At 71.0% G+C, this 25,371-nt stretch carries 21 protein-coding genes; 15 read left to right on the forward strand and 6 right to left on the reverse strand.

Annotated elements, in window-relative coordinates:
* Window positions 1–43 precede the first annotated feature (43 nt).
* The 6 genes from ACIPC1_RS19165 to ACIPC1_RS19190 are packed head-to-tail and all read left to right on the forward strand — an operon-like array spanning window position 44 to window position 8,567.
* Window positions 44–835, forward strand: a complete 792-nt coding sequence (locus ACIPC1_RS19165) for a 2,3-dihydro-2,3-dihydroxybenzoate dehydrogenase (RefSeq protein ID WP_402518417.1) — start codon at window positions 44–46, stop codon at window positions 833–835.
* Between the two features lie 57 nt (window positions 836–892).
* Window positions 893–2,089: an isochorismate synthase gene (locus ACIPC1_RS19170; RefSeq protein ID WP_402518419.1), complete on the forward strand. Its 1,197-nt coding sequence runs from the start codon at window positions 893–895 to the stop codon at window positions 2,087–2,089.
* Entirely contained in the window at window positions 2,086–3,753 is a 1,668-nt protein-coding gene (locus ACIPC1_RS19175) for a (2,3-dihydroxybenzoyl)adenylate synthase (protein ID WP_402518420.1), read from the forward strand. Before ACIPC1_RS19170 ends, ACIPC1_RS19175 begins: the two co-directional genes overlap by 4 nt.
* Before the next feature lie 16 nt (window positions 3,754–3,769).
* Entirely contained in the window at window positions 3,770–4,402 is a 633-nt protein-coding gene (locus tag ACIPC1_RS19180) for an isochorismatase family protein (RefSeq protein ID WP_402518422.1), read from the forward strand.
* 5 nt (window positions 4,403–4,407) lie between these two features.
* Window positions 4,408–4,638: a phosphopantetheine-binding protein gene (locus ACIPC1_RS19185; RefSeq protein ID WP_402518425.1), complete on the forward strand. Its 231-nt coding sequence runs from the start codon at window positions 4,408–4,410 to the stop codon at window positions 4,636–4,638.
* Window positions 4,635–8,567 (forward strand): amino acid adenylation domain-containing protein, encoded by a 3,933-nt coding sequence (locus ACIPC1_RS19190; protein ID WP_402518426.1) that lies wholly within the window; start codon window positions 4,635–4,637, stop codon window positions 8,565–8,567. Before ACIPC1_RS19185 ends, ACIPC1_RS19190 begins: the two co-directional genes overlap by 4 nt.
* Window positions 8,568–8,602: 35 nt before the next feature.
* On the opposite strand, the gene fes is transcribed toward ACIPC1_RS19190, so the two are convergent.
* On the reverse strand, window positions 8,603–9,868 hold the full coding sequence (gene fes / locus ACIPC1_RS19195) for an enterochelin esterase (protein ID WP_402518427.1): 1,266 nt from the start codon (window positions 9,866–9,868) through the stop codon (window positions 8,603–8,605).
* Between the two features lie 431 nt (window positions 9,869–10,299).
* Here fes and ACIPC1_RS19200 point away from each other — a divergent pair, with 431 nt between their 5' ends.
* A complete protein-coding gene (locus ACIPC1_RS19200; protein ID WP_402518429.1) occupies window positions 10,300–11,061 on the forward strand; it encodes an MBL fold metallo-hydrolase in 762 nt (253 codons plus the stop codon).
* On the opposite strand, the gene ACIPC1_RS19205 is transcribed toward ACIPC1_RS19200, so the two are convergent.
* Window positions 11,054–11,437, reverse strand: coding sequence for a MerR family transcriptional regulator (locus ACIPC1_RS19205; protein ID WP_402518431.1), 384 nt, complete (start codon window positions 11,435–11,437; stop codon window positions 11,054–11,056). The two genes, ACIPC1_RS19200 and ACIPC1_RS19205, sit on opposite strands and share 8 nt — an antisense overlap.
* A gap of 74 nt (window positions 11,438–11,511) precedes the next feature.
* Here ACIPC1_RS19205 and ACIPC1_RS19210 point away from each other — a divergent pair, with 74 nt between their 5' ends.
* The gene (locus ACIPC1_RS19210) at window positions 11,512–12,756 is read left to right on the forward strand and encodes an MFS transporter (RefSeq protein WP_402518432.1); all 1,245 of its coding nucleotides are present in this window, start codon (window positions 11,512–11,514) and stop codon (window positions 12,754–12,756) included.
* Here the strand turns inward: ACIPC1_RS19210 and ACIPC1_RS19215 are convergent.
* On the reverse strand, window positions 12,753–13,607 hold the full coding sequence (locus ACIPC1_RS19215; protein WP_402518436.1) for a GNAT family N-acetyltransferase: 855 nt from the start codon (window positions 13,605–13,607) through the stop codon (window positions 12,753–12,755). The genes ACIPC1_RS19210 and ACIPC1_RS19215 overlap by 4 nt on opposite strands.
* Window positions 13,608–13,759: 152 nt before the next feature.
* Between ACIPC1_RS19215 and ACIPC1_RS19220 the strand changes: the two genes are divergently transcribed.
* A complete protein-coding gene (locus ACIPC1_RS19220; protein ID WP_402518437.1) occupies window positions 13,760–14,287 on the forward strand; it encodes a GNAT family N-acetyltransferase in 528 nt (175 codons plus the stop codon).
* Window positions 14,288–14,394: 107 nt separating this feature from the next.
* Here the strand turns inward: ACIPC1_RS19220 and ACIPC1_RS19225 are convergent, their stop codons facing one another.
* A complete protein-coding gene (locus ACIPC1_RS19225; protein WP_402518438.1) occupies window positions 14,395–15,126 on the reverse strand; it encodes a chaplin in 732 nt (243 codons plus the stop codon).
* A gap of 290 nt (window positions 15,127–15,416) precedes the next feature.
* Here ACIPC1_RS19225 and ACIPC1_RS19230 point away from each other — a divergent pair, with 290 nt between their 5' ends.
* From ACIPC1_RS19230 to ACIPC1_RS19245, 4 genes are all read left to right on the forward strand, one after another.
* A complete protein-coding gene (locus tag ACIPC1_RS19230) occupies window positions 15,417–17,138 on the forward strand; it encodes an alpha/beta hydrolase (protein WP_402518441.1) in 1,722 nt (573 codons plus the stop codon).
* 180 nt (window positions 17,139–17,318) lie between these two features.
* Window positions 17,319–17,846 carry a DUF4232 domain-containing protein gene (locus tag ACIPC1_RS19235; protein ID WP_402518443.1) on the forward strand — a complete coding sequence of 176 codons (528 nt, stop codon included), beginning with the start codon at window positions 17,319–17,321 and terminating at the stop codon, window positions 17,844–17,846.
* A 116-nt stretch (window positions 17,847–17,962) separates the two neighbouring features.
* Window positions 17,963–19,060 (forward strand): chemotaxis protein, encoded by a 1,098-nt coding sequence (locus ACIPC1_RS19240; RefSeq protein ID WP_402518446.1) that lies wholly within the window; start codon window positions 17,963–17,965, stop codon window positions 19,058–19,060.
* A 51-nt stretch (window positions 19,061–19,111) separates the two neighbouring features.
* On the forward strand, window positions 19,112–20,137 hold the full coding sequence (locus ACIPC1_RS19245) for a Gfo/Idh/MocA family protein (RefSeq protein ID WP_402518449.1): 1,026 nt from the start codon (window positions 19,112–19,114) through the stop codon (window positions 20,135–20,137).
* A 60-nt stretch (window positions 20,138–20,197) separates the two neighbouring features.
* Here ACIPC1_RS19245 and ACIPC1_RS19250 read toward each other — a convergent pair whose 3' ends face one another.
* Window positions 20,198–21,250 carry a medium chain dehydrogenase/reductase family protein gene (locus ACIPC1_RS19250; RefSeq protein WP_402518452.1) on the reverse strand — a complete coding sequence of 351 codons (1,053 nt, stop codon included), beginning with the start codon at window positions 21,248–21,250 and terminating at the stop codon, window positions 20,198–20,200.
* 114 nt (window positions 21,251–21,364) lie between these two features.
* On the opposite strand from ACIPC1_RS19250, the gene ACIPC1_RS19255 reads away from it, so the two are divergent.
* On the forward strand, window positions 21,365–22,045 hold the full coding sequence (locus ACIPC1_RS19255; RefSeq protein WP_402518453.1) for a TetR/AcrR family transcriptional regulator: 681 nt from the start codon (window positions 21,365–21,367) through the stop codon (window positions 22,043–22,045).
* A gap of 329 nt (window positions 22,046–22,374) precedes the next feature.
* Window positions 22,375–23,841 carry a PP2C family protein-serine/threonine phosphatase gene (locus ACIPC1_RS19260; RefSeq protein WP_402518456.1) on the forward strand — a complete coding sequence of 489 codons (1,467 nt, stop codon included), beginning with the start codon at window positions 22,375–22,377 and terminating at the stop codon, window positions 23,839–23,841.
* Window positions 23,842–23,865: 24 nt separating this feature from the next.
* Here the strand turns inward: ACIPC1_RS19260 and ACIPC1_RS19265 are convergent, their stop codons facing one another.
* Entirely contained in the window at window positions 23,866–25,362 is a 1,497-nt protein-coding gene (locus tag ACIPC1_RS19265) for a hypothetical protein (RefSeq protein ID WP_402518459.1), read from the reverse strand.
* Between the last annotated feature and the right edge of the window lie 9 nt (window positions 25,363–25,371).

Genomic DNA, 25,371 nt, shown 5'->3' on the forward strand with positions numbered 1-25,371 from the left:
ACCCGCTCTTCCCGTCCCGTTGCCTCGCTCCTCCGGGCGCAAAGTGAGCGCCGGCCCGGAACTCGCCGGACGGCTCGCCCTCGTGACCGGAGCGGGCCGGGGAATCGGCGAGGCGGTGGTCGCGGCGCTCGTCGAGCACGGCGCCCGCGTCCTCGCCACCGACGTGGCCCCCGAGGGCGTGGCGGCCCTCGCCGACAAGTACGGCGAGCAGGTCACCGCCCGCCCGCTCGACGTCACGGACGCCGCCGCGGTCGAGGCCCTGGTCGCCGAGGCCGAGCGCACACTCGGACCGCTCGACATCGCTGTCAACGTCGCCGGAATCCTGCGGAGTTCGGAGGTCGTGGACCTGACGGACGAGGACTGGGCGGCCACCTTCGCCGTCAACACGAACGGCGTGTTCCACGTCTCGCGATCCGTCGCCCGCCGGATGGCCCGGCGCGGCCGGGGCAGCGTCGTCACCGTCGCCTCGAACGCGGCCGGGATCCCCCGCACGGGCATGGCCGCCTACGCCGCCTCGAAGGCCGCGGCCGTGATGTTCACCAAATGCCTCGGCCTGGAGGTGGCCTCACAGGGCGTCCGATGTAACACCGTCTCCCCCGGCTCGACGCTCACCGACATGCAACGCGCACTGTGGACCGACTCCACCGATCAGGCGGAAGCGGCCCGGCGCGTCATCGAAGGTGACCTCGCCTCGCACCGCACGGGCATCCCGCTCGGCCGGATCGCCGACCCTGCCGACATCGCCGACGCCGTCGTCTTCCTCGCCTCCGACCGCGCCCGTCACATCACCATGCACGACCTGTACGTCGACGGCGGCGCCACCCTCCGGGCCTGAGACCGGCCCCTGCCCCACCGACCACGGTCATGCCACCTCTCCCCACTGGAGACACCCATGTCTGCATCTCTGCACGAAGCCACCAGCCCCACGCTGCTGTCCCCCGGCGCGGCAACCGCCCTGCTCGACGCCTACCGCCCCGGCCCCGACCGGTTCCTCGCCTCTCCCCGGCACACCCTCCTCGGCCGCGGCACCGCCGCCGAAATACCCCACGACACAAGACCGTTGGCCCGACGGGTATGCGAGGTCCTCGACGCCCGCCGCCGTGCGGGCGACCCTGCTCCGATCGTGGTGGGCGCGCTGCCCTTCGCCCCGGACGCCCCGCACTCGCTGGCCGTCCCGGAATCCGTACGGTGGGCGCCCCCACTGCGCGAGGACCCACTGATCGCGCTGCCCGTTCCCGACACCGACGAGAGAACCGACTGGCAGGTGAGGGAGGTTCCGGCCGCCGCGGGGTACGGCGCGGCGGTCGCCGCCGCCGTCGAGCGGATGCGTGCCGGGGAGTTCGACAAGGTCGTTCTCGCCCGCACCCTGGAGCTCACCTCCCCGCGCGAGCCGGACCTGCCGGCCATGCTGCGCCGGCTGGCGCGCCGTGACCCGGCCGGATACACCTTCGCCGTTCCCAGCGGGCCCGGCCGCACGCTCGTGGGGGCCAGTCCCGAACTCCTGGTCGCCCGCCGGGGCGGCCTTCTGACCGCCAATCCGCTGGCCGGATCCGCACAGCGCAGCACCGATCTCGCCGAGGACGTCCGGCGCGCGGCCGCGCTGCTGGAGTCCCCGAAGGACCTGCACGAACACGCCGTCGTGGTGGCCGCCGTACGCGAGGCGCTCGCGCCGTTCTGCACCCGCCTGAAGGTGCCCGACCGGCCCACCCTGGTGCGTACGGCGGCCATGTGGCACCTGTCGACCACCATCACCGGCGAGCTCACGGACCCTGCTGTCTCCGCCCTCGACCTGGCGTCCGCGCTGCACCCCACTCCGGCGGTGTGCGGAACGCCGACCGAGCTGGCCCGCGCCGTCATCGCCGAGCTGGAGCCCTTCGACCGGGGTCCCTACACCGGCATGGTCGGCTGGCAGAACGCGGACGGCGACGGCGAGTGGGTCGTGACGATCCGCTGCGCGGAGGCCGAGGGACGCTCGCTGCGGCTGTTCGCGGGGGCGGGTGTGGTGGCCGCCTCCTCGCCCGAGGCCGAGACGGCTGAGACGGGCGCCAAATTCCGTACGTTCCTCAGTGCCGTGGGGGCCGCGCTGTGACCGCCGCCCGGTCTGGCCTCGCGGGAAGTGCCACCACCCCCGGTGTCGACGCGCCGACCTGGCCCGCCGAGTTCGCCGAGCGCTATCGCGCGGCGGGTTACTGGCGCGGAGAGACGTTCGGCGGCATGCTGCGCGAGCGCGCCGTCGCCCATCCCGACCGGATCGCCCTCGTCGACCCGGCGCCGGAGCGGCGCACCTGGACGTACCGCGAACTGGACGAGCGCGCCGACCGGTTGGCCGCCGGGTTCGCGGCGCGCGGGATATCCAAGGGCGACCGGGTCGTCCTGCACCTTCCGAACGTCGGCGAGTTCATCGAGGTAGTCTTCGCGCTGTTCCGGATCGGCGCGCTGCCGGTGTACGCGCTGCCCGCACACCGCGAGTCGGAGATCGGCTACTTCTGCGCCTTCACCGAGGCCGTCGCCTATGTGATCCCCGAACGGCACGCGGGCTTCGACCACCGCGCCCTCGCATCGAGGGTCAAGGAACGCACGCCGAGTCTGCGGCACGTCTTCGTGGTCGGCGACCCGGGCGAGCACACGGCCCTCTCCGAAGTGCCGTGCGATCCGTCCGGCCCGCTCCCTCCCGGTCCTCAGCCGCACGAGCTGGCGTTCCTTCAACTCTCGGGCGGTACGACGGGCGTGCCGAAACTCATCCCGCGCACCCACGACGACTACCTGTACTCGCTGTGGGGCTCGAACGAGATCTGCGGCGTCGACGCCGACACCCGCTTCCTGGTCGTGCTGCCCGCCGCGCACAACTTCCCGATGAGCTCGCCCGGTTGGCTGGGTGTGCTGTACGCCGGGGGCACGGCCGTGCTGTGCCCCGCGCCCGATCCGGCGACCGCCTTCCCCCTCGTCGAGCGGGAACGGATCACCATGACGGGTCTGGTTCCCCCGCTCGCTCTGGTGTGGACGGAGGCCGGTCCGGGGTCCGAACACGACCTGTCGAGCCTGGAGTTGGTGCTCGTCGGCGGTGCCAAGTACAGCGAGCAGGCGGCACGCCGTCTGGAACCCGCGCTGGGCTGCCGGCTGATGCAGGTCTTCGGGATGGCCGAGGGGCTCGTCAACTACACCCGGCTGGACGACGACCGGGAGACGGTCGTCACCACACAGGGTCTTCCGATCTCCCCGGACGACGAGATCCGTATCGTCGATGACACCGGACTCGACGTCGCGGAGGGGGAGTTCGGGCATCTGCTGACGCGCGGCCCGTACACCGTCCGCGGTTACTGGCGGGCTCCCGAGCACAACGCGACGGCCTTCACCGAGGACGGCTTCTACCGCACCGGCGACATCGTGCGCCGTACGCCGAGTGGTCATGTCGTCGTCGAGGGCCGGGCCAAGGACCAGATCAACCGGGGCGGCGAGAAGGTCGCGCCGGAGGAGGTCGAGAACATCATCCTCGCCCACCCGTCCGTGCACGACGTGTCCGTCGTCGCGGTGGCCGACGAGTACCTCGGCGAACGCTCCCTCGCCTACGTGATCCTGCGCGAGGGCGTCGATCCGCTGAAATCCGTCGCCATCAAGCGATTCGTCCGCGAGCGCGGCGTCGCCGCCTACAAGGTCCCCGATCTCGTCGAGTTCGTCGACGCCTTCCCGCGGACCGGGATCGGCAAGGTCAGCAAGAAGCAGCTGCGTTCCACCGCCGTCGCCGAGCAGCACTGAAAGGCCCAGATTTTCCATGGCACTTCCGGCCATAGCCTCCTATCCCCTGCCGACCGAGGACGAGCTGCCCGCGAACCGCGTCGCCTGGACCGTGGATCCCGCGCGCGCCGTGCTGCTCGTCCATGACTTGCAGAACCACTTCCTCGGCGCGTTCCCGGCCGGTGAACCGCCCCTGACCGGGATGCTCGACAACACCTCACGCCTGCTCCACCACGCCCGCAGCCGCTCCATACCGGTCGTCTACTCGACGCAGCGGGGCGGGCAGACCGCCCGGCAGCGCGGCCTCCAGCTCGATTTCTGGGGCCCCGGTGTCGCCAACGACCCGTATGCGCTCAGCGTGCCGGAGGTGGTCGCGCCACAGCCCGGCGACCGGATGCTCACCAAGTGGAAGTACAGCGCGTTCGTGCGCACCCGGCTGGAGGAACTGCTCCGGGACGAGGACCGCGACCAGCTGATCGTCGTCGGCGTGTACGCCCACATCGGCGTCCTCATGAGTGCCTGCGACGCGTGGATGCGGGACATCCAGGCGTTCGTCGTGGCCGACGCCGTCGCCGACTTCTCCCGTGCGGACCACGACATGGCGCTGCGCTGGGCCGCGGGCCGCTGCGCGGTCGTCACCACCACCGACGCGCTTCTCAAGGAGGTCTGAGCCCGATGGCCCTCACCCTGGAGCAGATCCGCAGCGACGTCGCCGACTCCCTCGGCGAGAATCCCGCAGACATCCCCTTCGACGAGAACCTCATGGACTACGGCCTCGACTCGGTCCGGGTCATGGCGCTGCTGGAACGCTGGCGCCGCGACCACGGCGTCGAGGCGGCCTTCGTCGACCTTGCCGAGCAACCGGCAATCGAGGCCTGGGCGCCACTGCTGGGGGTCGTCTCATGACGCTCCTCCTGACGAACGACACGGGCACCGCGGTAACCGAACTGCCGTTGACTGCAGCCCAGTCGGGCATGTGGTTCGCGCAGGCCCTCGATCCGCTCAGCCCCGCGCAGAACACCGCGGAGTGCCTGGAGATCGACGGGCCGATCGACCTGGAACTCTTCGCCGCCGCCCTGCGGCAGGTCGTCGCCGAGGCCGACTCGCTGCGCGTGCGCGTCGAGGACACCCCGGACGGCCCGCGCCAACACCTTTCCGCCACCGTGGAGTTGCCGCTCACCGTGCGCGACCTGCGGAGAGCGGAAGACGCCGAGGAGCAGGCCGAGGCGTGGATGCGCGCCGACCTCACCGAACCCTTCGACCTGGCGGCGGGACCGCTGTTCCGGCACGCCCTCTTCCGCGTGGGCGAACAGCGCTGGCTCTGGTACCAGAGCATCCATCACCTCGTCATGGACGGCTTCGGCTACTCGCTCCTCGTGCGGCGCACCGCCGAGGTCTACACGGCGCTCGCTCGGGGCGAGGAGCCGGGTCCGCGCACCTTCCGGTCGCTCGCCGAACTCGTCGCCGACGACGCCGCGTACCGCTCCTCGGACGCCTTCGCGGCCGACCGCGCGCACTGGGCCCAAGCGTTCGCCGACCGACCCGAGGCGCCCCGGCTCGCGGGTCGCGGCGCGCTGCCCTCGCGCACGTTCCGCCGTCGTACGACGTATCTGCCGCCGGAGACCACGGAGCGCCTGCGCGAGCTCGCCGCCCGCTCCCGCGCGACCTGGCCGGACGTACTGATCGCCGCGCAGGCCCTGTACACCTCCCGTGCCACCGCCCAGTCGGACATCGTGCTCGGCCTGCCGATGATGGGCCGCATGGGCTCGGTCGCGCTACGCGTGCCGGGCATGGTGATGAACGTGCTGCCGCTGCGGCTCACCGTCTCCCCCGACGCGACCTTCGCCGAGCTGGTACGGCAGGTGGTCCTCGGCATCCGGGAGGTCCGCCGCCACCAGCGCTACCGCTACGAGGACATCCGCCGCGACCTGGGGCTGCTCGGCGAGATGCGGGGCCTGGTCGGCCCGCTCGTCAACGTCATGCCCTTCGACTACGGCGTCGACTTCGCCGGAGCACCGACCCTGGCGCGGAACCTGTCGGCCGGCCCGGTCGACGACCTGACGGTCAACATCTACGACCGTACCGACGGCCACGGTCTGCGCATCGACCACGACGGCAACCCGGCCCTGTACGAGGAATCCGAACTCGCCGCGCACCAGGAGCGGTTCCTGCATCTCCTGGACCGTCTCGCCAACGCCGACGCGCAACTCCCGCTCGCCGCCCACGGCATCGCGACTCCGGCCGAACACGCCCTGGTCGTGGACGAGTTCAACCACACGGACCGCAAACTGCCACCGACCACGCTCATCGGCCCCATCGAGTCGCGCGCCGCGCGGACCCCGGACGCGACGGCGCTGGTGTACGGGGACACCACCCTGACCTACGCCGAGCTCAACGCCCGCGCCAACCGACTGGCCCGGCATCTGCAGACCCTCGGCGCCCGGCCGGGTGCGGTGGTGGCGGTCTCGGTGCCGCGCTCGGTGGAGCTGATCGTCTCACTGCTCGCCGTGTTGAAGGCGGGTGCCGCGTATCTGCCGCTCGACCCGGACTACCCGGAGCAGCGGCTCACGTTCATGCTCCGGGACGCGGCGCCGGTGTGCGCCGTCACCGACCGCGTGGGACGCCTCCCCCAGGACACCGGTACCCGGCTCGTCGTCCTGGACGGGCTGGACGTGTCCACGCACTCGTGGGTGAACCCGCCGCGGGCGCTCACTCCGTCCGATCCGGCGTACATCATCTACACCTCCGGTTCCACGGGCCGCCCCAAGGGCGTCGTCGTCTCCCACGCGGCGATCGACAACCGGCTGCGCTGGATGCAGCACACGTACCAACTGACTGCCGAGGACCGGGTATTGCAGAAGACCCCGTCTTCGTTCGACGTGTCCGTGTGGGAGTTCTTCTGGCCGCTGCGTCAGGGCGCGGCGCTCGTCGTCGCCGAGCCCGGCGGCCACAAGGACCCCGTCTACCTGGCCCGGCTGATCCGTGAACAGGCCGTCACCACCTGCCACTTCGTGCCGTCGATGCTCCAGGTGTTCCTGGCGGAGGCGGACCCGGCGCAGTGCGAGGGACTGCGCCGAGTCTTCTGCAGCGGGGAGGCCCTGCCGCGGGAGACCGCGAACGCCTTCGGGCGCACGCTGCCGGGCGCCAGGCTGCACAACCTGTACGGGCCGACGGAGGCCGCCGTCGACGTCTCCTACCACGCCTGCGCCCCGGAGGGCTCGGGCCCGGTGCCGATCGGACGGCCGGTGTGGAACACCCGCCTGTACGTGCTCGACGCGGCGTTGCAGCCCTGCCCGCCGGGAGTTCCGGGCGAACTGTACTTGGCAGGCGTGCAGTTGGCGGACGGCTATCTGAACCGTGCGGAGCTGACGGCGTCCCGGTTCGTGGCCGATCCGTTCGGCCCCTGCGACAGCCGCATGTACCGGACGGGAGACCTGGCGCGCTGGACGAAGGCAGGCGAGGTCGAGTACCTGGGCCGCACCGACCACCAGGTGAAGCTGCGCGGACAGCGCATCGAACTCGGCGAGATCGAGGCCGCGTTGGCCGCCCAGGACGGCGTGTCCGGTTCCTGCGCGCTGGTCCTCGACGACCGGCTCGTCGGGTACGTGACCGGCGTCGCCGACCCCGCGACCGTACGGGCGGCACTGGCCCGTGAGTTGCCGGAGCACATGGTCCCGGCGGCGGTCGTCGTCCTCGACACCTTTCCGCTGAGCCCCAACGGCAAGCTGGACCGACGTGAGCTCCCCGCCCCGGTCTTCGCGGGCAGCGAGGGTGCCAGGCGCGCTTCAGGTCCGCGCGAGGAGGCGCTGACTCGGCTGTTCGCGGAGGTGCTCGGGGTCGAACAGGCCGGTCCCGACGACGCGTTCTTCGACCTTGGCGGCACCTCCCTCCTCGCGGTGCGGCTGGTGGCTCGCGTACGGGAGGAGCTCGGGGCCGAGCTGACGATCGGCTCGCTGTTCGAGGCGCCGACCCCGGCCGCGCTCGCCGCCCGGCTCGATGCGGCGGGACCGGCTTCCGGGGACGCGCTGGACGTCGTACTGCCGCTGCGCGCCGAGGGCGGTCGGCGGCCGCTGTTCGCGTTCCATCCGGCGGGCGGCATCTCCTGGTGCTATGCGGGACTGTCCGCCCGGCTCGGCCCGGGACAGCCCGTGTACGGCATCCAGGCGCGCGGCCTGGTCCGTGACGAGCCGCTGCCGAGCACACTCCAGGACGAGGCGGCCGACTACGTGGAGCGGATCCGCGAGGTCCAGGAGCACGGCCCGTACCGTCTCCTCGGCTGGTCGGTCGGCGGGATCCTCGCGCACACCGTCGCGGTACTGCTCCAGGACGCCGGGGAGGAGGTCGAACTCCTCGCGCTGCTCGACGCGTTCCCGGCCGAGCAGTGGCGCGAGCGGCCCGCGCCCGAGGAGGGCGACGCGCTGACCGCCGTACTGCGCATGGCGGGCTTCGACCGCACCGACGAGCGCACCAGGGACGACGTACTCGCCACCCTGCGCCGGGCGGGCAGCCCGCTCGCCGGGCTCGGCGAGCACACCCTGTCGAAGATCGTCGACATCGTGCCGAATCACGCACGAATGATGCGTGAGCACCAACACCGGTTGTACAAGGGTGACTTGCTGTTCTTCACGGCCGCAGCCCCGCGCGCCGAGGACTGGCTCACCCGGGAGGCCTGGGGCGCGCATGTGACCGGTGCGGTCGTCAACCACGACCTGGACTGCACGCACCCGCAGTTGATGCGGGACGGGCACCTCGACGACATCGCCGCGCAGCTCGCGGCCCGCCTGAAGGAGCTCGACGAGGCGTACGCGGGCCGGGTGGAGACGGGGCGGGGATGAGCGACCCAGCGCACACCGCCTCTGCGCACCCCACGTCAGGTGGCTGTGCTGGTCAGCAACTCGACCAGCCCGTCGGTCAGTTCGGTGCGCCAGCACAGGTAGTCGTGGCCGCCGTTGAACTCGCGGTAGGAGGCGTCGTCGTAGCCGGCGGCGGTGAGGGTGTCGCGCAGCCGGCGAGCGGCGGGGAGCGCGACCCACTCCTGCTCCCCGAAGGAGAGACGGAAGCGCACCGGAAGGCGGGGGGCCTCGGCGATGCGCCGGGTCAGCCACTCCGGCTCCGGGCCGACGGGCCACCAGAACGAGCCCGACTGAACGAGCACGTTGCCGAAGCGGTGCGGGGCCGCGAATCCGGCATAGGCGGCGGTGAGTCCGCCGAGGCTCTGGCCGGCGATCACCGTGCGCGCGGGGTCGTCCGTGACCGGCAGCCGGCCGGCCGCCCACGGCAGCAGCTCGTCCGCGAGGAAGGCGACGAAATCCGGACGGCACGTCAGCTCCGCCCATCGGGTCTCCGCGTCCACGGACTCGGGCAGCACGGCGGCGAGCGGCGGGATACGGCCGTCCGCGATCAGGTTGTCGAGGAGGTGCGCAAGACCGAGCCCCGGCCCCCAGTGCTCGCCGTCCAGCAGGACCAGCACGGGCAGGTCCACCAACTCCCGGTCCGGCAGGGACGGTTCATACAGCCAGACGCGCCGTCGGCCTCCAAGGAGCGCACTCTCCACCTGGTGCTCGGTGGTCGTGCCGCGGGCGACCTCCGGCCTCGGCGTCCAGTCCAGCGCTTTCGGAGCGCCCGGGAGTTCGACGTACGGGACGGGGGCGCCGCCCCAACGACCTTGAAGCGTACGGGCGTTGAGCGGGTCGGTGCGCCGCCGGCTGCGCAGCCAGCGCCAGTAGTCGGGGGTGCCCGGGTCCGGCCCCTCCCCCTCGTCGACGTAGAACTCGTAGGTTCCGCGCCAGTCCTGGCGCAGGCGGAGTGTCCAGTGCCAGATGTCGGTTCCGGGGGCCCGCTCCATCAGGTTGCCCTCGGGGACGCGCGGGTCGCCGAGCTTGTTGGGCAGGACCTGGACAGCGCGGGTGGCGGGAGTGCCGCGCCACAGGTACGTGACGGCCAGATGGTCGGCGCTGCCCCAGGGATCGGGCGAGACGAGCGGCGTACCACGCCGGCGGATCCCTGCCCAGAACTCCTCGACGCCCTGCGGCCCGGGCAGCGGGCAGCCCGGTTCCTGGAGTCGCGGCAGCGCGTCGGGGCGCGGCAGTCGGGGCGGGTGGTGCGGGGTGCCCTCGGGCGGCACGGGCTCGAACATGCGGCTGGACTCCGGAGGGAGGGGGGACTGAGCTGACCGCACTTAGGTTAGCCTACCTTAATATGACTAATGGCCATATCTCGCACCCCTCTTCACAGACGCCTCGCGCCACCGCGAACTCGAACGGGGCGTACACCGCGCCCATCGTGGCACTCACGGCCGAACAGCGGATCCCGCCGCCACGCTGGGCACCACCTCCGTGAAGCCCGGCGGCGACGTGTCATTCACGGCCGCCGGGCGCAGCGGCCCTGACCGGCACCGCGACCGCCGAGGGCGGCGCGACGACCGGCGCGGGCGCACCGGACGACACCCTCGGCCGGCACCCCCGGCGAGGCGGACGGTGTGCGGTTGGGAAGCTCTCAGGCAGGCGCGCTACCGTCCCCTGAGACGGCCGCGCTCGGCCGGGAAAGTTTTGAGAGGTCGGTAGAGTCATGAGCGACGGGATGATGGACGAGAAGATCGTCGAGGTGGCCGCCGGAGTCCATCTGGTACACGGCAGCAACACGAACTGGGTGATCCTGAGCGAGGGCGACGCCGTCACCCTGGTCGACACGGGCTATCCGGGCGACCGGCAGGCGGTCCTGGCCTCACTGGACACGCTCGGCCACTCCCCCGAGGCCGTCACGGGCGTCCTCATCACGCACGCGCACAACGACCACCTGGGTTCGGCCGAGTACCTCAGCAGTACGTTCGGCATCCCCGTCCACCTGCATGAGGCCGAACTGCCGCACGCGCGCCGGGAGTTCCTGCACCAGGTCGGCGTCGGCCAGGTGCTGCTCCAGGCCTGGCGCCCTGGCGTACTGCCGTGGGCGCTGCACGCCATCAAGTCAGGTGGCAAAGCGGACGTCAGCATGACCAAGCCCGAGCCGTTCCCCAAGGAGGGCGCGCTCGATCTGCCCGGCCGTCCGGTTCCGGTGCACACGCCCGGCCATACGGCGGGGCACTGTGCCTTCCACCTGCCGGACGCCGGAATCCTGATCTCCGGAGACGCCCTGGTCAGCGGCCACCCCACGTCACGGGTACGGGGTCCGCAGCTCCTCCCGGCCATGTTCGACGCCGAGCGTGCGAAGGCCCGCGCGTCGCTGGCCCGCATCGAGGCCCTCGCCGCGGACGTCCTGCTCCCCGGACACGGTCCCGTGCACCGCGGCCCGGTGAGCGAGGCCGCACGACGCGCGCGGGAGCTGGCTAGCTGACGCGGTCAGGACGGTCGGGCTGAACCGCCGCCAGATACGCCCGCAGCGCGTCGCGGTTACGGGCCAGGCAGTCGATGCGGCTCTGGATGCGGTCGATCTCGTCACGCAGCAGCGCGGCGGTCTCCGGAGTCAGGCACTCGGGGTGGAGGTGGATCTCGCCGGGGGCGGACAGAAACGGCAGGATGGCGCGGATGATCTCGGTGGTGAGTCCGGAGTCGAGCAGTCCGCGGATCTGCTGGACGCACGGGACAGCCGTATCGCCGTACTCGCGGTAGCCGTTCTCTCCCCGTGCCGGGTGGAGCAGGTTCTGCTCCTCGTAGTACCGCAGCATCCGGGTGGGGACGCCGGTCCGGCGCGACAGTTCACCGATCTTCATGGCTCCCCCTCTTCATGGCTCCCCTGGAGGCCGCGCTTGCCTTCACACTGATGTGAAGGTTTCAGCATGGTCCCATGACCGTCGCCCCGCCCGTCGGCAGCACGACCACGCCTGCCCCCGCGCTGCCGCTGTCAGGGCTCCTGGCCCTGTGCACGGCCGCCTTCACCGCCGTCATGACCGAACTGCTGCCCGCCGGCCTGCTGCCGCGGATGGCAGCGGACCTGAGTGTTTCGGAGGGGCGCGTCGGGTTCCTGGTGACCGGTTACGCGCTCGCCTCCTTCCTCGCCGCGATTCCGCTCACCGCCGCGCTGCGCGGTCTGCCGCGCCGCCCGGTACTGATCGGCGCGCTTGTGGGCTTCGCCTGCTGCAACGCGGTCACCGCGCTGTCGTCCGCGTACGCGCTCACCTTCGTGGCCCGGCTCGCCGCCGGGGTGATGGGCGGCCTGATGTGGGCGATGCTCGTCGGGTACGCGGCCCGTATGGTCCCCGCCGAGCGGCGCGGTCGCGCCATCGCGATCGTCCTCGCGGGAATCGCGCTCGCCCTGTCGCTGGGTGTCCCCGCGGGCACCGCGCTGGCCGACGCGCTCGGCTGGCGCACGGTCTTCGCCCTGCTGACGGTCATCGCCCTGCTGCTCGTGGGCTGGGTGCGGTGGCGGGTTCCGGGCTTTCCCGGTGAGGCGGCGGGCGCGCGCGTGCCCTTGCACCGGGTCGCCGCCCTGCCCGGGATCGCGACCGTTCTGTCCGTCACCCTGCTGCTGCTCCTGGGACACCAGGTGATGTACACGTACGTCGCCCCGTTCGCGGAGCATGTGGGGTTCGGCCACACAGGTCTGGTCCTGCTGGTGTTTGGGGCGGCCACCGTCGTCGGGATCTGGATCACCGGCATACTGGTCGACACGCACCTGCGACGGATGCTGCTGACGGCGCTCGCCACGATCGCGTGCGCCCTGCTCGCCCTCGGGCTGTACGCAAGCAGCCCCGCCGTACTGCTCGTCTCGGTGGTGCTGTGGGGCGCCGCGTTCGGCGGAGCGCCGACCCTGATCCAGACCGCGCTGGTCGACGCCTCCGGCCCCGTCAACGCCGATGTGGCCACCTCGCTGCAGACCACCGTCTACAACGCGGGCATCGCCGCCGGTTCGCTCACCGGCGGGCTCGTCCTGGAGGGTGCGGGCGCCGGGGCCCTGTCCTGGACAGCGCTGCCCCTGATCGCGGCCGCGCTGACCGTCGTGGCGGCGGGGCACCGACGGGCCTTCCCCGTACGGCGCCCCGCCGTGAGCCGACCGAAAACAGCCGTCACCGCCAACGGCCCACGCTCTTAGCCGAGTTCGAGGGTCGTGACTCCGTACACGCGCTCACCCGCGAACGGCCTCACCGGACCCGTGTACATCCGGGCCGTGTCGAACGAAGGGCTGAGGCCGAACTCCACCGCCAGAGCGACCGCGGCCGCGTTCGTCCCGGGGATGTCGATGGCGACCTCCCGCCCGGCGGCCTCGCCGGCCAGCGCGAGGAGCAACTCCCGCGCGTCCTCGGCGGTGTCGGCGAACAGCGGGCCGATGCGCAGGGCGTCCCGGCCCGGGCGGATCACGCCGTACCCGGTGAGGCGTCCCTCCGTCCGGCGGACAAAGACCCGGTGGCCCGCGCCGCTCAGCCACTCCCGGAGGAAGCGCGGCCGGTCGGCCGGGTAGCAGGCACTGTCGTACGCCGTGACGGCCGCGAGGTCCGCCGCCTCGGCCGCCCGGACTCCCGTCGGCGCTTCGCCCACGGAGACGGTCCCCCCGAAACGAGAGGTGCGGTAGGCGAGTTCGAAGCCGGACCGACGGTAGTTGTCCTGCTGCGCGACCACCCCGTCGAGACCGACGGTCCGGTCACCGGCGTGCGCGAGGGCCGTCTTCCAGGTGGTGAGGCCGTAGCCGCGACCGCGCAGGTCGGGGCGTACGAGATAGAAGCCCAGGAAGGCGTATTCGGCGCCGTAGTTGACGACCGAGACGGCCGACGCCGGTTCACCGCCGAGCCGACCGAGGAAGAACCCGTCGGGGTCCTGCGCGAAGAAACTCACGCTGTCGGCAAGTCCCGGATTCCAGCCCTCGTCCGCCGCCCATCCGCGGACCACCTTCCAGTCGTCGAGCGAGGCGCGCGCGACCACAAGGTCTTCCGGTCCCGGAGAGGTCATATGGGGCTCCCATTCATACGCAGGTGCGTCTGTGCGGTGGTCGGCCGCGCACGCAGCATCCTTCCCGATCTCCACGACGATTGCCTCGCGCGACCGGGGGATCCGGCCAGGGCCATACACACGGCCCGGTCCCAGACTTAGGGTTGCCGCTCATGAGCGTCGATCGTGTGGCACTGCGCCCCGTGGCCGAGGACGACCTGCCGGTCATGGAGCGGTTCCTGTCGGACCGGGAGACCGCGGAGCCCTTTCAGTGGTTCGGCTGGTGGGACACCCGTCGCTGGCGACGTCAGTGGGCGGAGCACGGTCTGCTGACGGACGACGCGGGGCAGCTGATGGTGGTGCGTGACGACGAACGGCTGGGATTCGTCTCCTGGCGGAAGATCGCCTTCGGCCGGCCCTCGTACTACTGGAACATGGGCATCGGTCTGCTGCCGGAGGCACGCGGCAAGGGCGTGGGGACCGAGGCCCAGCGGCAGTTGGTCGAGTACCTCTTCGCGCACACCCTCGTGCCACGGATCGAGGCGGACACCGAGGTGGGCAACATCGCCGAGCAACGCGCGCTGGAGAAGGCGGGGTTCACGCGTGAGGGTGTGCTCCGCAGTGTCGTGTTCCGAGACGGTGGCTGGCGTGACCTGGTGCGCTACAGCATCCTCCGCGACGATCTCCACCCGCCCCATTGACGACATGGGGGCCCAGGCCTTCCAGTGCCCAGAAGCAGGCCCCACCGGTCACGCGGCCCGGTGGGGCCTTTCCCGGTGGGGCCTTGCGGCCCCGGTGGGCGGTGGGGTCAGCGGGGCGTGACCGGGCGGGATCGCCGGTACAGGGCGGCGCCGGCCAGGAACAGGGCGGCGCTCGTGGCGATCGCGGGCAGTGTCTGGTCCGCGCCGGTGTGGGCGAGGGAGGCCACGGGCTGCGGCGGGGCCTGGTGACGGGGTGTGCCGGGAGGCGTGTGCGCCTTGGCGGGCGGGGTGGGCGGCTTCGGGGCGGGCTTGACCGGGCGGTCGGGCCCGCCGGAGTTGTTCGTGGACTCGTTGCCGACGGCCGCGTTGCCGATGCCGACGATGCTCACGGAATTGCCTGTGACATTGACGGGGAGATCGACGGGAAGCTGCAGGCCGTTCCCGGAGAGCACACCTGGCGAATCCTTTCCGCTGCTGTGCGCGAGGGCACCGCCCTGCGTCCCTCCGGGCGCCTCTCCGCCGCCACCGCCTCGTGTTCCTCCGGGCGCCTCGGCCCCACCGCCGCCCCGTGTTCCTCCGGGCGACCCGGCCCCACCTGCGCCCTCATTGGCGCAGCTGTTGCCCGCCGCCGGGTTGAGGAGCCCGACGACGTTCACGGTGTTCCCGCACACGTTCACCGGAACGTGCACCGGGAGCTGGATGGTGTTGCCGGAGATCAGACCGGGCGAGCCCGCCGCGGTGCCGTTCGCCGCGGAGTCGGCGTACGCCGGCATGGTCACGGCCATCGCGCCCGAGGCGGCGGCTGCGACGATCAATCCATTTCGGGTAACCCGTTTCATAGGGTCCCTGCCTTCCAGACATGGTCGCGGGCGGTCGCCCGCATGCCATAAAACGCGGGAGAACCATCCGAGTTATGGCTTATCGGTCTTTCACCCCATCGAGCGTCCCGTTTATCGAACTGGCGAGGGGGCTCGCGCCATCGGCATCGGCGCTCCTGAAAGGTCGTGGGCGACCTCCCGCCGGGCGCGCAGATTAAGGCACCGCGGCCCGTTCCGCTCGCCCAGAGGCGTCCCCCGGGACCCGCGCTTATCGTGAGCGAGGGGGCAGCCGGGCATACCTGGAGGCATGCATGCCGTCCGTGCACCAACGCTGCGCGTTCACCGGAGCCACGACCGTGACGCTGGTCCTGCTGGCGGCCGGCCTGCCCGCGGTGGCGACGGCCGCCGACGCTCCCGACCTGTCCCGTTTCTACGGTCAGAGGATCAAGTGGTCCGCGTGCAAGGACTACGAGATGCCCAAGGACATGCAGTGCGGGAAGGTGACCGTCCCGCTGGACTACGCGAAGCCCGGTGACGGAACACTCGACCTGGCGTTGGCCCGCTATCGCGCGACGGGAAAGTCACGGGGTTCGGTACTGCTGAACTTCGGTGGCCCCGGCGGTGCGGGGATACCCCAACTCGCCGTCGGCGGCGAGGACTTCATGGGCCTGACGAACGGCTACGACGTGGTCACCTTCGACCCCAGAGGCGTCGGCCAGTCCTCGCCCGTGAGCTGCGGCGAGGGTGTCGACGAGGGCGACACCACGACGGACGACACCACCGACGACGGCGATCCGCAGGACTCCCTCGAGGCCTTGCGGAAGGCCGCGGACGAATGCGCCAGGCACTCGGGGCCCGTGCTGCGCCACATCGGGACGGTCAACGCCTCCCGGGACATGGACGTGATGCGCCAGGCCCTCGGCGACAAGAAGCTCAACTATCTCGGTTTCTCCTACGGAACGCGTCTGGGCGCGGTCTACGCGGCCCAATTCCCCAAGAAGACGGGCCGGTTGGTCCTCGACGGCGTGGACACACTCACCGAATCGCTGGCCGAGCAGGGGCTGGTGGGCGCGGCGGGCCAGCAGACCGCGCTGGAGGACTTCCTCACCTGGTGCACGAAGGACCTGACCTGTCCGTTCGGCCAGGATCCGCGCAGCGCCCGGACACAGGTCGTCCAGCTCATCGAGTCGCTGGACGCGGACCCGGTCCCGGCCGACTTCGGCCAGGAGTTCTCCGGCCAGGACCTCGTGGGCGCCATCAGCCAGGCGCTCTACAGCCGCCAGATGTGGCCGACGCTGGAGCAGGCCCTCAACTCCCTGCTCCAGGACGGCGACACGCGCTGGCTCGTGCAACTGTCGGGCGGCGCGGCCTTCCCCGGCACCACCGTCGGAGCCCGGCCGGTCGGCAAACCGGGCGTGGCAGCCCGTCCGGACAGCGAACCGGCCACAACGACCCGTCCGGACAGCGAACCGGCCACGACAACCCGTCCGGACAGCGCATCGGCCACGACAACCCGGAAGGACGACGAACTGACCGTGACGGCCAGCCCGGATGGCGGTCTCGTCGATCCGGTGGACGTCCCCATCGACAACCTTCCGGCCGCCCTGATGGCGATCAACTGCGCGGACGACCCGGACCGGCCCTCCGCCGACCAGGTCACCAAGGAGATCGACCGGCTCCGCGCCGAGTACGCGCAGGTGTCCCCGGTCTTCGGCGAGTACCGGCTCACCCAGGTGCTGATGTGCTACGGCCGTCCCAAGGGCACCGACTACATACGCGACAAGGTACGCGACGTAGGCACCCCCAAGATGCTCCTCGTCGGCACCCGTGGCGACCCCGCGACCCCGTACCGCTGGACCATGGAGACCGCCGAGCGGCTCGGCTCGTCCGCCGTCGTGCTGGACAACAAGGGCGACGGTCACACCGGGTACGCGTCCTCCAAGTGCGTGCACCAGAAGGTCGACGACTTCCTGCTGTACGGCTCCCTGCCGGACGACGGCAGCTCGTGCGGGCCGCCGGACTCCGGCGACTGAACCCGGAGCTCGCACGGAGAACCGTGAACACCAGGAACTGCAACAGCCGTGTAACACGGACAAGTCGGCTACAACCTCCTGATCGACACGGCCGTCACACTGGGCAGGCGTCGCCTCGACCGGGCACGCCGAAGTAGCCGTACACATGCCCATCGCAGCTTCACAGGGGGAACAACACCGATGCGTATCCGTCCCGTGCTCGCCCTCGCGACCGCCGCCGCGGCGCTGCTCGTCGCCGCGCCTCAGGGCTCGGCCGCCACGGTCCAGACGTCGACCGCCACGAAGGTCGCCGCCTGCCCGGAGAAGGCCCTGACCCTCGCGGCACAGCAGTCCGCAAAGGACGCCACCGTCGTACACATCAGCGTCACCAACCACTCCGGGCGGACCTGCACCGTCGACCGCATCCCGACCGTCACCTTCGGAGACCTCGACGGCGCAGCCCTGCCGGTGCCCACCGGGGACAGCGGGCCCTACCGGGTCGGCGCGGGCAGGACGGCGTACGCGGCCGTACGCACGATCGTGAACCCTGCCGACCCCGAGGCCCGCCGGGTGGACTCGATCACCGTCTCCGCCGACCCCGCACGGTTCGGCCGCACCTTCACGGCGCCGGAGCTGGGCGCCGGTGACGAGGTCCTGGTGTGGGAGCCGGCGACGACGTGGTGGAAGCCGTCGGTGGCCGCCGCGGACAAGGCACTCGGGCTCAAGTAGGCATTGAAGCCCCTACGAGATCCGGGTCGCGGGACTGCGCGAGAAGCCGACGCGAGCGGCTCCAGCAATCAAATGCACCAAGTGCCCGATAAGCGAATTAGCCCTATCGTGCAGGTATGGAGCACGCACTCAGTCCCGCGACCCTGACCGAACTGCGCAGGCCCCGGCCCTATCCCGCGGTCTCCGTGCTGACGCCGACCCACCGCCGCGAACCCGACAACGCCCAGGATCCGGTCCGGCTGCGCAATGTGGTGGCCGAGGCCAAGAAGCAGCTGGAGGCCGATCCGTCGGTCACCCGCGAACGGCGGATGGACCTCGTCGAGCAGCTCGACCGGGCCCTGGCGGAGGTCGATCTGACGCACGCCGAGGACGGCCTGGCGATCTTCGCGGCCCCCGGCGAGCACCAGGTCTGGTCGCTGGCCCGCACCGTGCCGGAGCGCGTGGTCCTCTCGGACACCTTCCTGACCCGCAATCTCGTCGCCGCGCAGGCCTCCGAGCGGCCGTTCTGGGTACTCTCGGTCTCGGCGGACCGGATCACGCTGTGGAACGGCGGTGTCGACCGTGTCGCCGAGGAGCACTCCGGGGGCTTCCCGCTCACGCGGAGCCTGGAGGACCCGGACGCCGAGCGCCAGGAACGCGTCGGCAACCTGCCCAGCTCCTTCCGTGACGAGCAGACGCGGCACTTCCTGCGGGACGCCGACACCGCCGTCGGCGCCGTCCTGCGCAGGCACCCGCGGCCGTTGTACGTCACCGGTGAGACCACCGCTCTCTCCCTCCTCGACGAGATCGGCACGGTCACCAAGGAGGCGGCGCACATCCCGCACGGCGGCCTCGCGCACGGCACGCCCGACGCCGTGTGGCACGCGGTACGTCCGCTGATCAGCGCCGCGGAGAAGAAGGACGTCGACGTGGTGGCCCGGGAACTCGAATCGGCACGCGGCCGCAAGGCGTTCGCCGCCGGGGTCGACGAGGTGTGGCAGAACGCGTCCGAGGGCCGCGTCCAACTGCTCGCCGTCGAGGAGAACTTCCGCGTGACGGTACGTGACGACGGCGGCGACCATCTCGTCCCGGCCGAGAGCGGTGACCTGGAGGCCCGCGAGGACATCGTCGACGAGATCGTCGAACAGTGTCTGGAGACCGGCGCCGAGGTCCGCTTCGTGCCCGACGGCAGCCTCGGGGACGCGAAAGGGATCGCAGGGGTGCTGCGTTACTGATCTCTTCGGCCGACAATGATCCCTGTCGTCGGCTGGAAAGGTGCGGAGCGCGTGAGCGAACTACTGGGTGTGGCGGTCCTGGGTGCGGGACACATGGGCGCCGACCACATACAGAGAATCGACCGGGTGGTGAACGGCGCCCGGGTCGCGGCGGTCGCGGATCCCGACACGGAGCGGGTCAAGGACGCCGTGGCCGGGATCGACGGCGTCTCCGTGCACGCCGACGCGACGTCCGCGCTCGACGCACCCGACGTACAGGCCGTGTTGATCGCGTCCCCCGGGCCCGCGCACGAGGAGGCGCTGCTCGCGGCCTTCGCGCGCGGCCTGCCGGTGCTGTGCGAGAAGCCGATGGTTCCGGAGTCGGCCGGGGCGTTGCGGGTCGTGGAGGCCGAGGCGCGGCTCGGCCGGCGGCTGGCGCAGATCGGGTTCATGCGCCGGTACGACGCCGAGTACCAGCGTCTCAAGTCGCTGCTGGACAGTGGGCAGTTGGGCCGCCCGCTGATGCTCCACTGCACGCACCGCAATGTCTCCTCGCCGGCTCACTTCACCACCGCGATGCTGGTCAACAGCTCCGTCTCGCACGAGATCGACGCGGCACGCTGGCTGCTCGACCAGGAGCTCACCGCGGTGACCGTGCTGCGGCCGCGCCCGACCTCGCACGCTCCGGAGGGCCTCCTCGATCCCCAGCTCGTGCTGTTCGAGACGGCGGAGGGCGCCCTGGTCGACGTCGAGATCTTCGTCAACTCCGGCTTCGGCTACCAGGTGCGGTGCGAGGCGGTCTGCGAGAGCGGGAGCGCGCGGATCGGGGACGAGCACACGATGGTCGTGACGACCGATGGCGGCGCGTACGAGGACGTGGCGCAGGACTACCTCGTACGGTTCGCGGACGCCTACGACCGCGAGGTGCAGACGTGGGTGAACGCGACCCGCGAGGGCCGGGTCGTCGGACCCAGCGTCTGGGACGGGTACGCGGCGTCCGCCGTCGCCGAGGCGGGAGTCCTGGCGCAGGAGACCGGCGGCCGGGTGACCGTCGAACTCGCCCCGCGCCCCGGACTCTACGACCGGGTCAACCGCTGACGCTTCGATGTGCCCGGTGAACCGTGGGCAAAACCGTGCGGCAGCAGGTGGCTGCACGGCTCAGATGCGGGTGTCGGGCACGAGGATCACCTTGCCGGTGACCGTGCCGGACTCCGCCAGCCGCATGGCCTCCGCGGCCTGACTGACCGGGATGCGGGCGGCGACCTGTGCGGTGATGGAGCCGTCGGACAGCAGGGCGAAGACGTGTCCGAGGTCGGTGCGGAGCCGGGTGTGGAAGGCGGCCGAACGGCGCTTGCCCGCCCAGATGTTGTAGAAGTGCGTCCGCCGGCCGTTGGGCAGCAGCTTCCAGAGGAAGAGCCGTCCCACGAGCTTGAGGACGGGCAGTTGGGAGGATCCGGCGACGTCCCGGGTGGCGGCGCTGCCGTACGAGACGAGCGTGCCCCCGCGGGCCAGCAGCTGGAAGGAGTCGACGATCCCGTCACCACCCACGTGGTCGAAGACGGCGTCGACGCCGTCCGGTGCCAACTCCCGCACCCTGGCGGGCAGATCGGCGGCCCGGTAGTCGAGTGGCGTCGCACCGAGCGTGCGCACCGCGTCGTGGTGGCGGGGCGAGGCGGTGCCGATCACCCGGATGCCCGCGTGGGTGGCGAGCTGCACCAGGGTCGAGCCCACGCCTCCGTTCGCTCCGTGCACCAGCACCGTCTGCCCGGCACGGACCTTGGCCACGCGGTGCAGCATCTGCCAGGCGGTGATGCCGTTGACGACGACCGTCTCGGCGTCGGCGGGGTCCAGTGCGCCGGGAACCTCGACCAGGTCGGCGGCAGGCAGCACGATCTGACTGGCCCAGCCGCCGACCTTGGTCAGCGCGGCGAAGCGGCGTCCGATCAGCGCGGCGTCCACTCCCTCGCCGACCCGGACCACGACCCCGACCAGGTCGTAGCCGGGCACGAAGGGGAACGGCGGCTGGTCGTAGTACTTGCCGCGGCGCATCTGCTGTTCGGCGAACGACACTCCCGAGGCCTCCATGGCCAGGACGACCTCACCCGCGCCGGGCTGTGCCGCGGGACGGGTGCGGATTTCGAGTCCGGACGGCTCCACGACGCCGGGGAGGACGACTTCGGTCACCACGTCGGCGACGGTCTCGTTGCCCATGGGATCAGGCTCCTTCGTTTCGCAATAGGTTCACGTGTTCGTGATAGGTTCTAACTAAAGCTTGCTCCTCTATATTCCGTAAGTCAAGGACCACCCACAGCAGACGAAGAGGCGATGACGATGGCCGCAGAGAGCCGGACAAAGCCCGGCCCGCGCGATCGGTTCCGCGCGCAGGTACGGCAGGAAGTCAAGGCAGCGGCGCTGCGACAGCTGGCCGAAGGCGGCCCGGAGGCACTGTCGCTCAACGCCGTCGCCAAGCAGATGGGCATGACGGGCCCGGCGCTCTACCGCTACTTCGCCAACCGGGACAGCCTGCTCACCGAGCTGGTCATCGACGCCTACGGAGACCTGGCGAGCACCCTCGCCCGCGCATCCGACGCCGCCGCGACGGACGCGGTCGCCCGCCTGACCGCGGTCGCCCAGGCGTACCGGGCCTGGGCACTGGCCGAGCCGCACCGCTACCGACTGCTGTTCCGCGCGCCCCTGTCGGGTTACGACGCGCAGTCGACGAGTCTGGTCGAGGCGTCGCAGCCGGCCATGGCCGTCGTACTGGACGTGGTGAGCGCCCTCGCGAAACCGGGCACCGCGGCTCCCCAGGGCTCGGCAGCCCAGTTCCGGGAATGGATGAAGCGCCACGGAATCGAGGACGTCACGGCGGCGGTCGCCGCACGCGCCACGATTCTCTGGGCCCGCCTGCACGGTCTGGTGAGCCTGGAGATCGAGGGCAACTTCTCCTCGATGGGCATCGATCCGGCCCCCCTCCACGAGGCCGAGCTACGGGACTTCGCCCACTAGGGGACCGCACGCCCCGGCACCGGCCCTGCCGGTATGCCCGATTCCGTAACACAGCAGGGCTAGCACAAACGACCCTCGAACAAGAGAATGAGTAATGTGCAGGCGTAGCCCTCAGCGCCGTCAAGTCACTTACACCGCCCACGACTTGGCGACACCGGACACGGAGCGAACGCGGCCGGGCCAAGCGCTCCATGGGGACTGTGGCATATGCCAGATGCACCACCAGGTCGTGTGTTGCCAAATCCCTTACAGCGCGTCGCGGGCTGTGCGAGAGTCGTAACGGTCCTTCCGTCAGCCTTGGTCGTACCGTCCCCGCATCGGAGTACGTCATGCCCTCCCATCTCTCTGCGGACCGCTCAGCCGCCCAGCCGCCCCAACGCGGCACGGTCGATGCGCTCATTTCGCAGACGCGGCGGCTGCGCGGCGAGGTGGACGCCGTACGACGGGAAGCACCCGCCGACGACGAGGACCCGCAGGGGCGCTGGCAGCGGGCGCTGTGCAATCTGGCGCTGCATCAACTCAGCGACCTCGACGAACACTTGGCCCAGCTGCGGGACGGACCCCTACCCGCACCCGTCCAGCCCGCGCCGGTCCCCGCCGCCCGAGCCATGCCGGCCACACCCCGGCGCGGCTCACTCCTCAGCCGGGTCGGCAGTGCCGAGTGGAATCTACTGACGGACGAGGCCAGTTGGTCGGGGGAGCTGTACGAGATCCTGGGGCGCGACCCGGCCGCCCCCCCACTCACGCTCGATGAACTGCCGTCGCTGGTGCACGACGACGACCGGCCGATGCTGACGGCGATGGTCACGGACTGCCTCATCGACGCCAAGCCCATCGACGGAGAGTTCCGCATCCTGCTCCCCGACGGCGGGGTGCGGACCGTGCACATGATGGGCGAACCCGTGCTCGACGCCGACGGCAGCACCGTCTCGATGTGGGCCGTGCTGCGCGACGTCAGCGAACTGCGCCGCAGCCAGCGGACGCTGAGCGAGACCCGTGACTCGTTGCAGCGCCAGCGGCACATCGCGCAGACCGAGCACCGGCTCGCGGTAGAGCTGCAGGAAGCCGTGCTGCCGCCGTGGCGTGGCTCCCTGCGGTTCCCGCGGCGAGGTCCCGAGACACTGGACCTCGCCGCCCGCTATCTGCCGTCGTCCAGCAGCGCACTGGTCGGCGGCGACTGGTACGACGCGCTCGAACTTCCTGACGGCGAAACACTGTTGAGCATCGGCGATCTCACCGGCCACGGAGTATCCGTGACCTCGGGCATGGCGATGCTGATCGGCGCCCTGCGCGGGATGGCCATGGCGGGCACCCAGCCGGGTCAACTCATGTCCTGGCTCAATCAGTTACTGGACGCCTCCGTACAACCGGCCCTCGGCAGCGCCGTCTGCTGCCGCTACCGGCCCGAGACCCGCACCCTCACCTGGGCACAGGCAGGACACCCCGCCCCGCTGCTGTTCCGCAACGGGACGGGGCGCATGCTGACAGCACCGGACGGCGTGCTGCTCGGGGCGACCTCGGGTGCCACCTACGGACAGGCCGAGGAGACACTCGAGGACGGCGACCTGCTGCTCCTGCACACGGACGGACTGGTCCCCCGGCGATGGGGAGCCCACAACCCGGGCGAGTCCGACAGCGACGAAGGAACGGCGGCCGCCCCGAGACTGCTCGCCCTGGCCCCGCGCTTCAGCGAGGCGCGCACCGCCCAGGAGTGCGTACGGACGGTTGTCGAGGAGTTCGGTGAGACCGAGCGCGAGGACGACGCCTGCGTGCTCGTGGCCAGGGTCGGCCCCTGACGATCGGGCATCCCTCCCTGGGGCCTACACCTTGGCACTGCCATCCTTCGGCTTCAACGTACCTTTGGGAAGAGCGAGTTCGATCTCCTCACGCAGTTCGTGGATCTTCGGATAGCTGGAGTACTGCCCGGTGAGCCGGTACATCTCGCGCAGCCGGTCCCAGGTGCGGTGGGAGGAATTGGCCCCCATCGACGTCAGAGCCAGTCGCGCGTACCGGTCGGCCTGTTCGGGGTCGTCGGCGATGAAGCAGGCGGACGCCAGGGAGATGTGGTCGAAGATCTGTGACCTCTCCCTGCCCGACCCGCGCAGCTTGAGCGCCTCCTTCGCATGGCGCTGCGCGGTCACGGCCGCGGCCGGCTCGTGTTCGGCGAGGGTTCGGTAGGCCAGGGCCTGCATGCCGTGCATGTCGGCCTCGTCGAACATCTGCATCCAGCTCGGCGGATCCACATCGCCCCGGTCGGAGACGAACAGTTCCTCCGCCTCGCCGAGGGTGCGCCGCATGGCCTGGCCCTTGCCCATGGAAGCCTGTGCCCAGGCCTCGATGGTGTAGAGCATGGCCCGGGTGCGGGGCAACACCTCTTCGCCCGAACCGGACTTGGCGAGTTTCATCAGGTCGAGTGCGTCGTCTGGCCGGCCCAGGTGCACCATCTGGCGAGCCGCTCGTGAGAGCGCCTCCCCGGCGCGGGGCCGGTCGCCGCCCTCACGGGCCGCGTGGGCGGCGATGACGAAGTACTTCTGGGCCGTGGGCTCCAGGCCGATGTCGTGCGACATCCAGCCCGCGAGTACGGCGAGATTGGCGGCGACGCCCCACAGGCGCCGCTGCAGATGGTCAGGATGTCGGTAGGAGAGCATTCCTCCCACTTCGTTGAGCTGGCCCACCACAGCCTTGCGTTGCAACCCGCCGCCGCGGGCCGCGTCCCAGGCCCGGAACACCTCGACCGAGCGCTCCAGTTCTTCGATCTCCTGCGACCCGATGGGGGCGGCCTCGTAGCGGTCGAACCCAGCGGGGTCGGCGTGCAGGGGATTGTCGAAATCAGGGGCGTCGGCCGCGAGGGCCGGATCGGTGTGGAGCCACTCGTGCATGGCAGTACTGAGTGCGGAGCCCGCGGCAAGCGCGGCACCCGCGCCCACCAAGCCGCGTCGGTTGAGCATGAGGTCCATTCCCGTGAATTCGGTGAGGACCGCAGCAGTCCGCTCGGGCGCCCACGGCACTCCGTCGGGATGTTCCACATTCCCGCCGCCCTGCCGTTTCCCCACGCGCCCGTGCCGGACCAGACCGAGGTCCTCGATGGTCACGACACGGCCGAGACGCTCGGTGAACAGGGCAGCCAGCACTCGCGGCACCGGATCGCGCGGGATCTCTCCCATGTCGATCCACCGCCGCACCCGTGAGGTGTCGGTCGCCAGCTGGGGGTGGCCCATGGCCGCCGCCTGCCGGTTGACCATTCTCGCGAGTTCGCCCTTGGACCAGCCGGCCAGGCCGAACAGGTCCGACAGACGAGTGTTGGGTTGTCCGTTCACGTCAAGCCC

This window comes from Streptomyces sp. NPDC087263 (assembly GCF_044744645.1).
Lineage (GTDB): Bacteria > Actinomycetota > Actinomycetes > Streptomycetales > Streptomycetaceae > Streptomyces.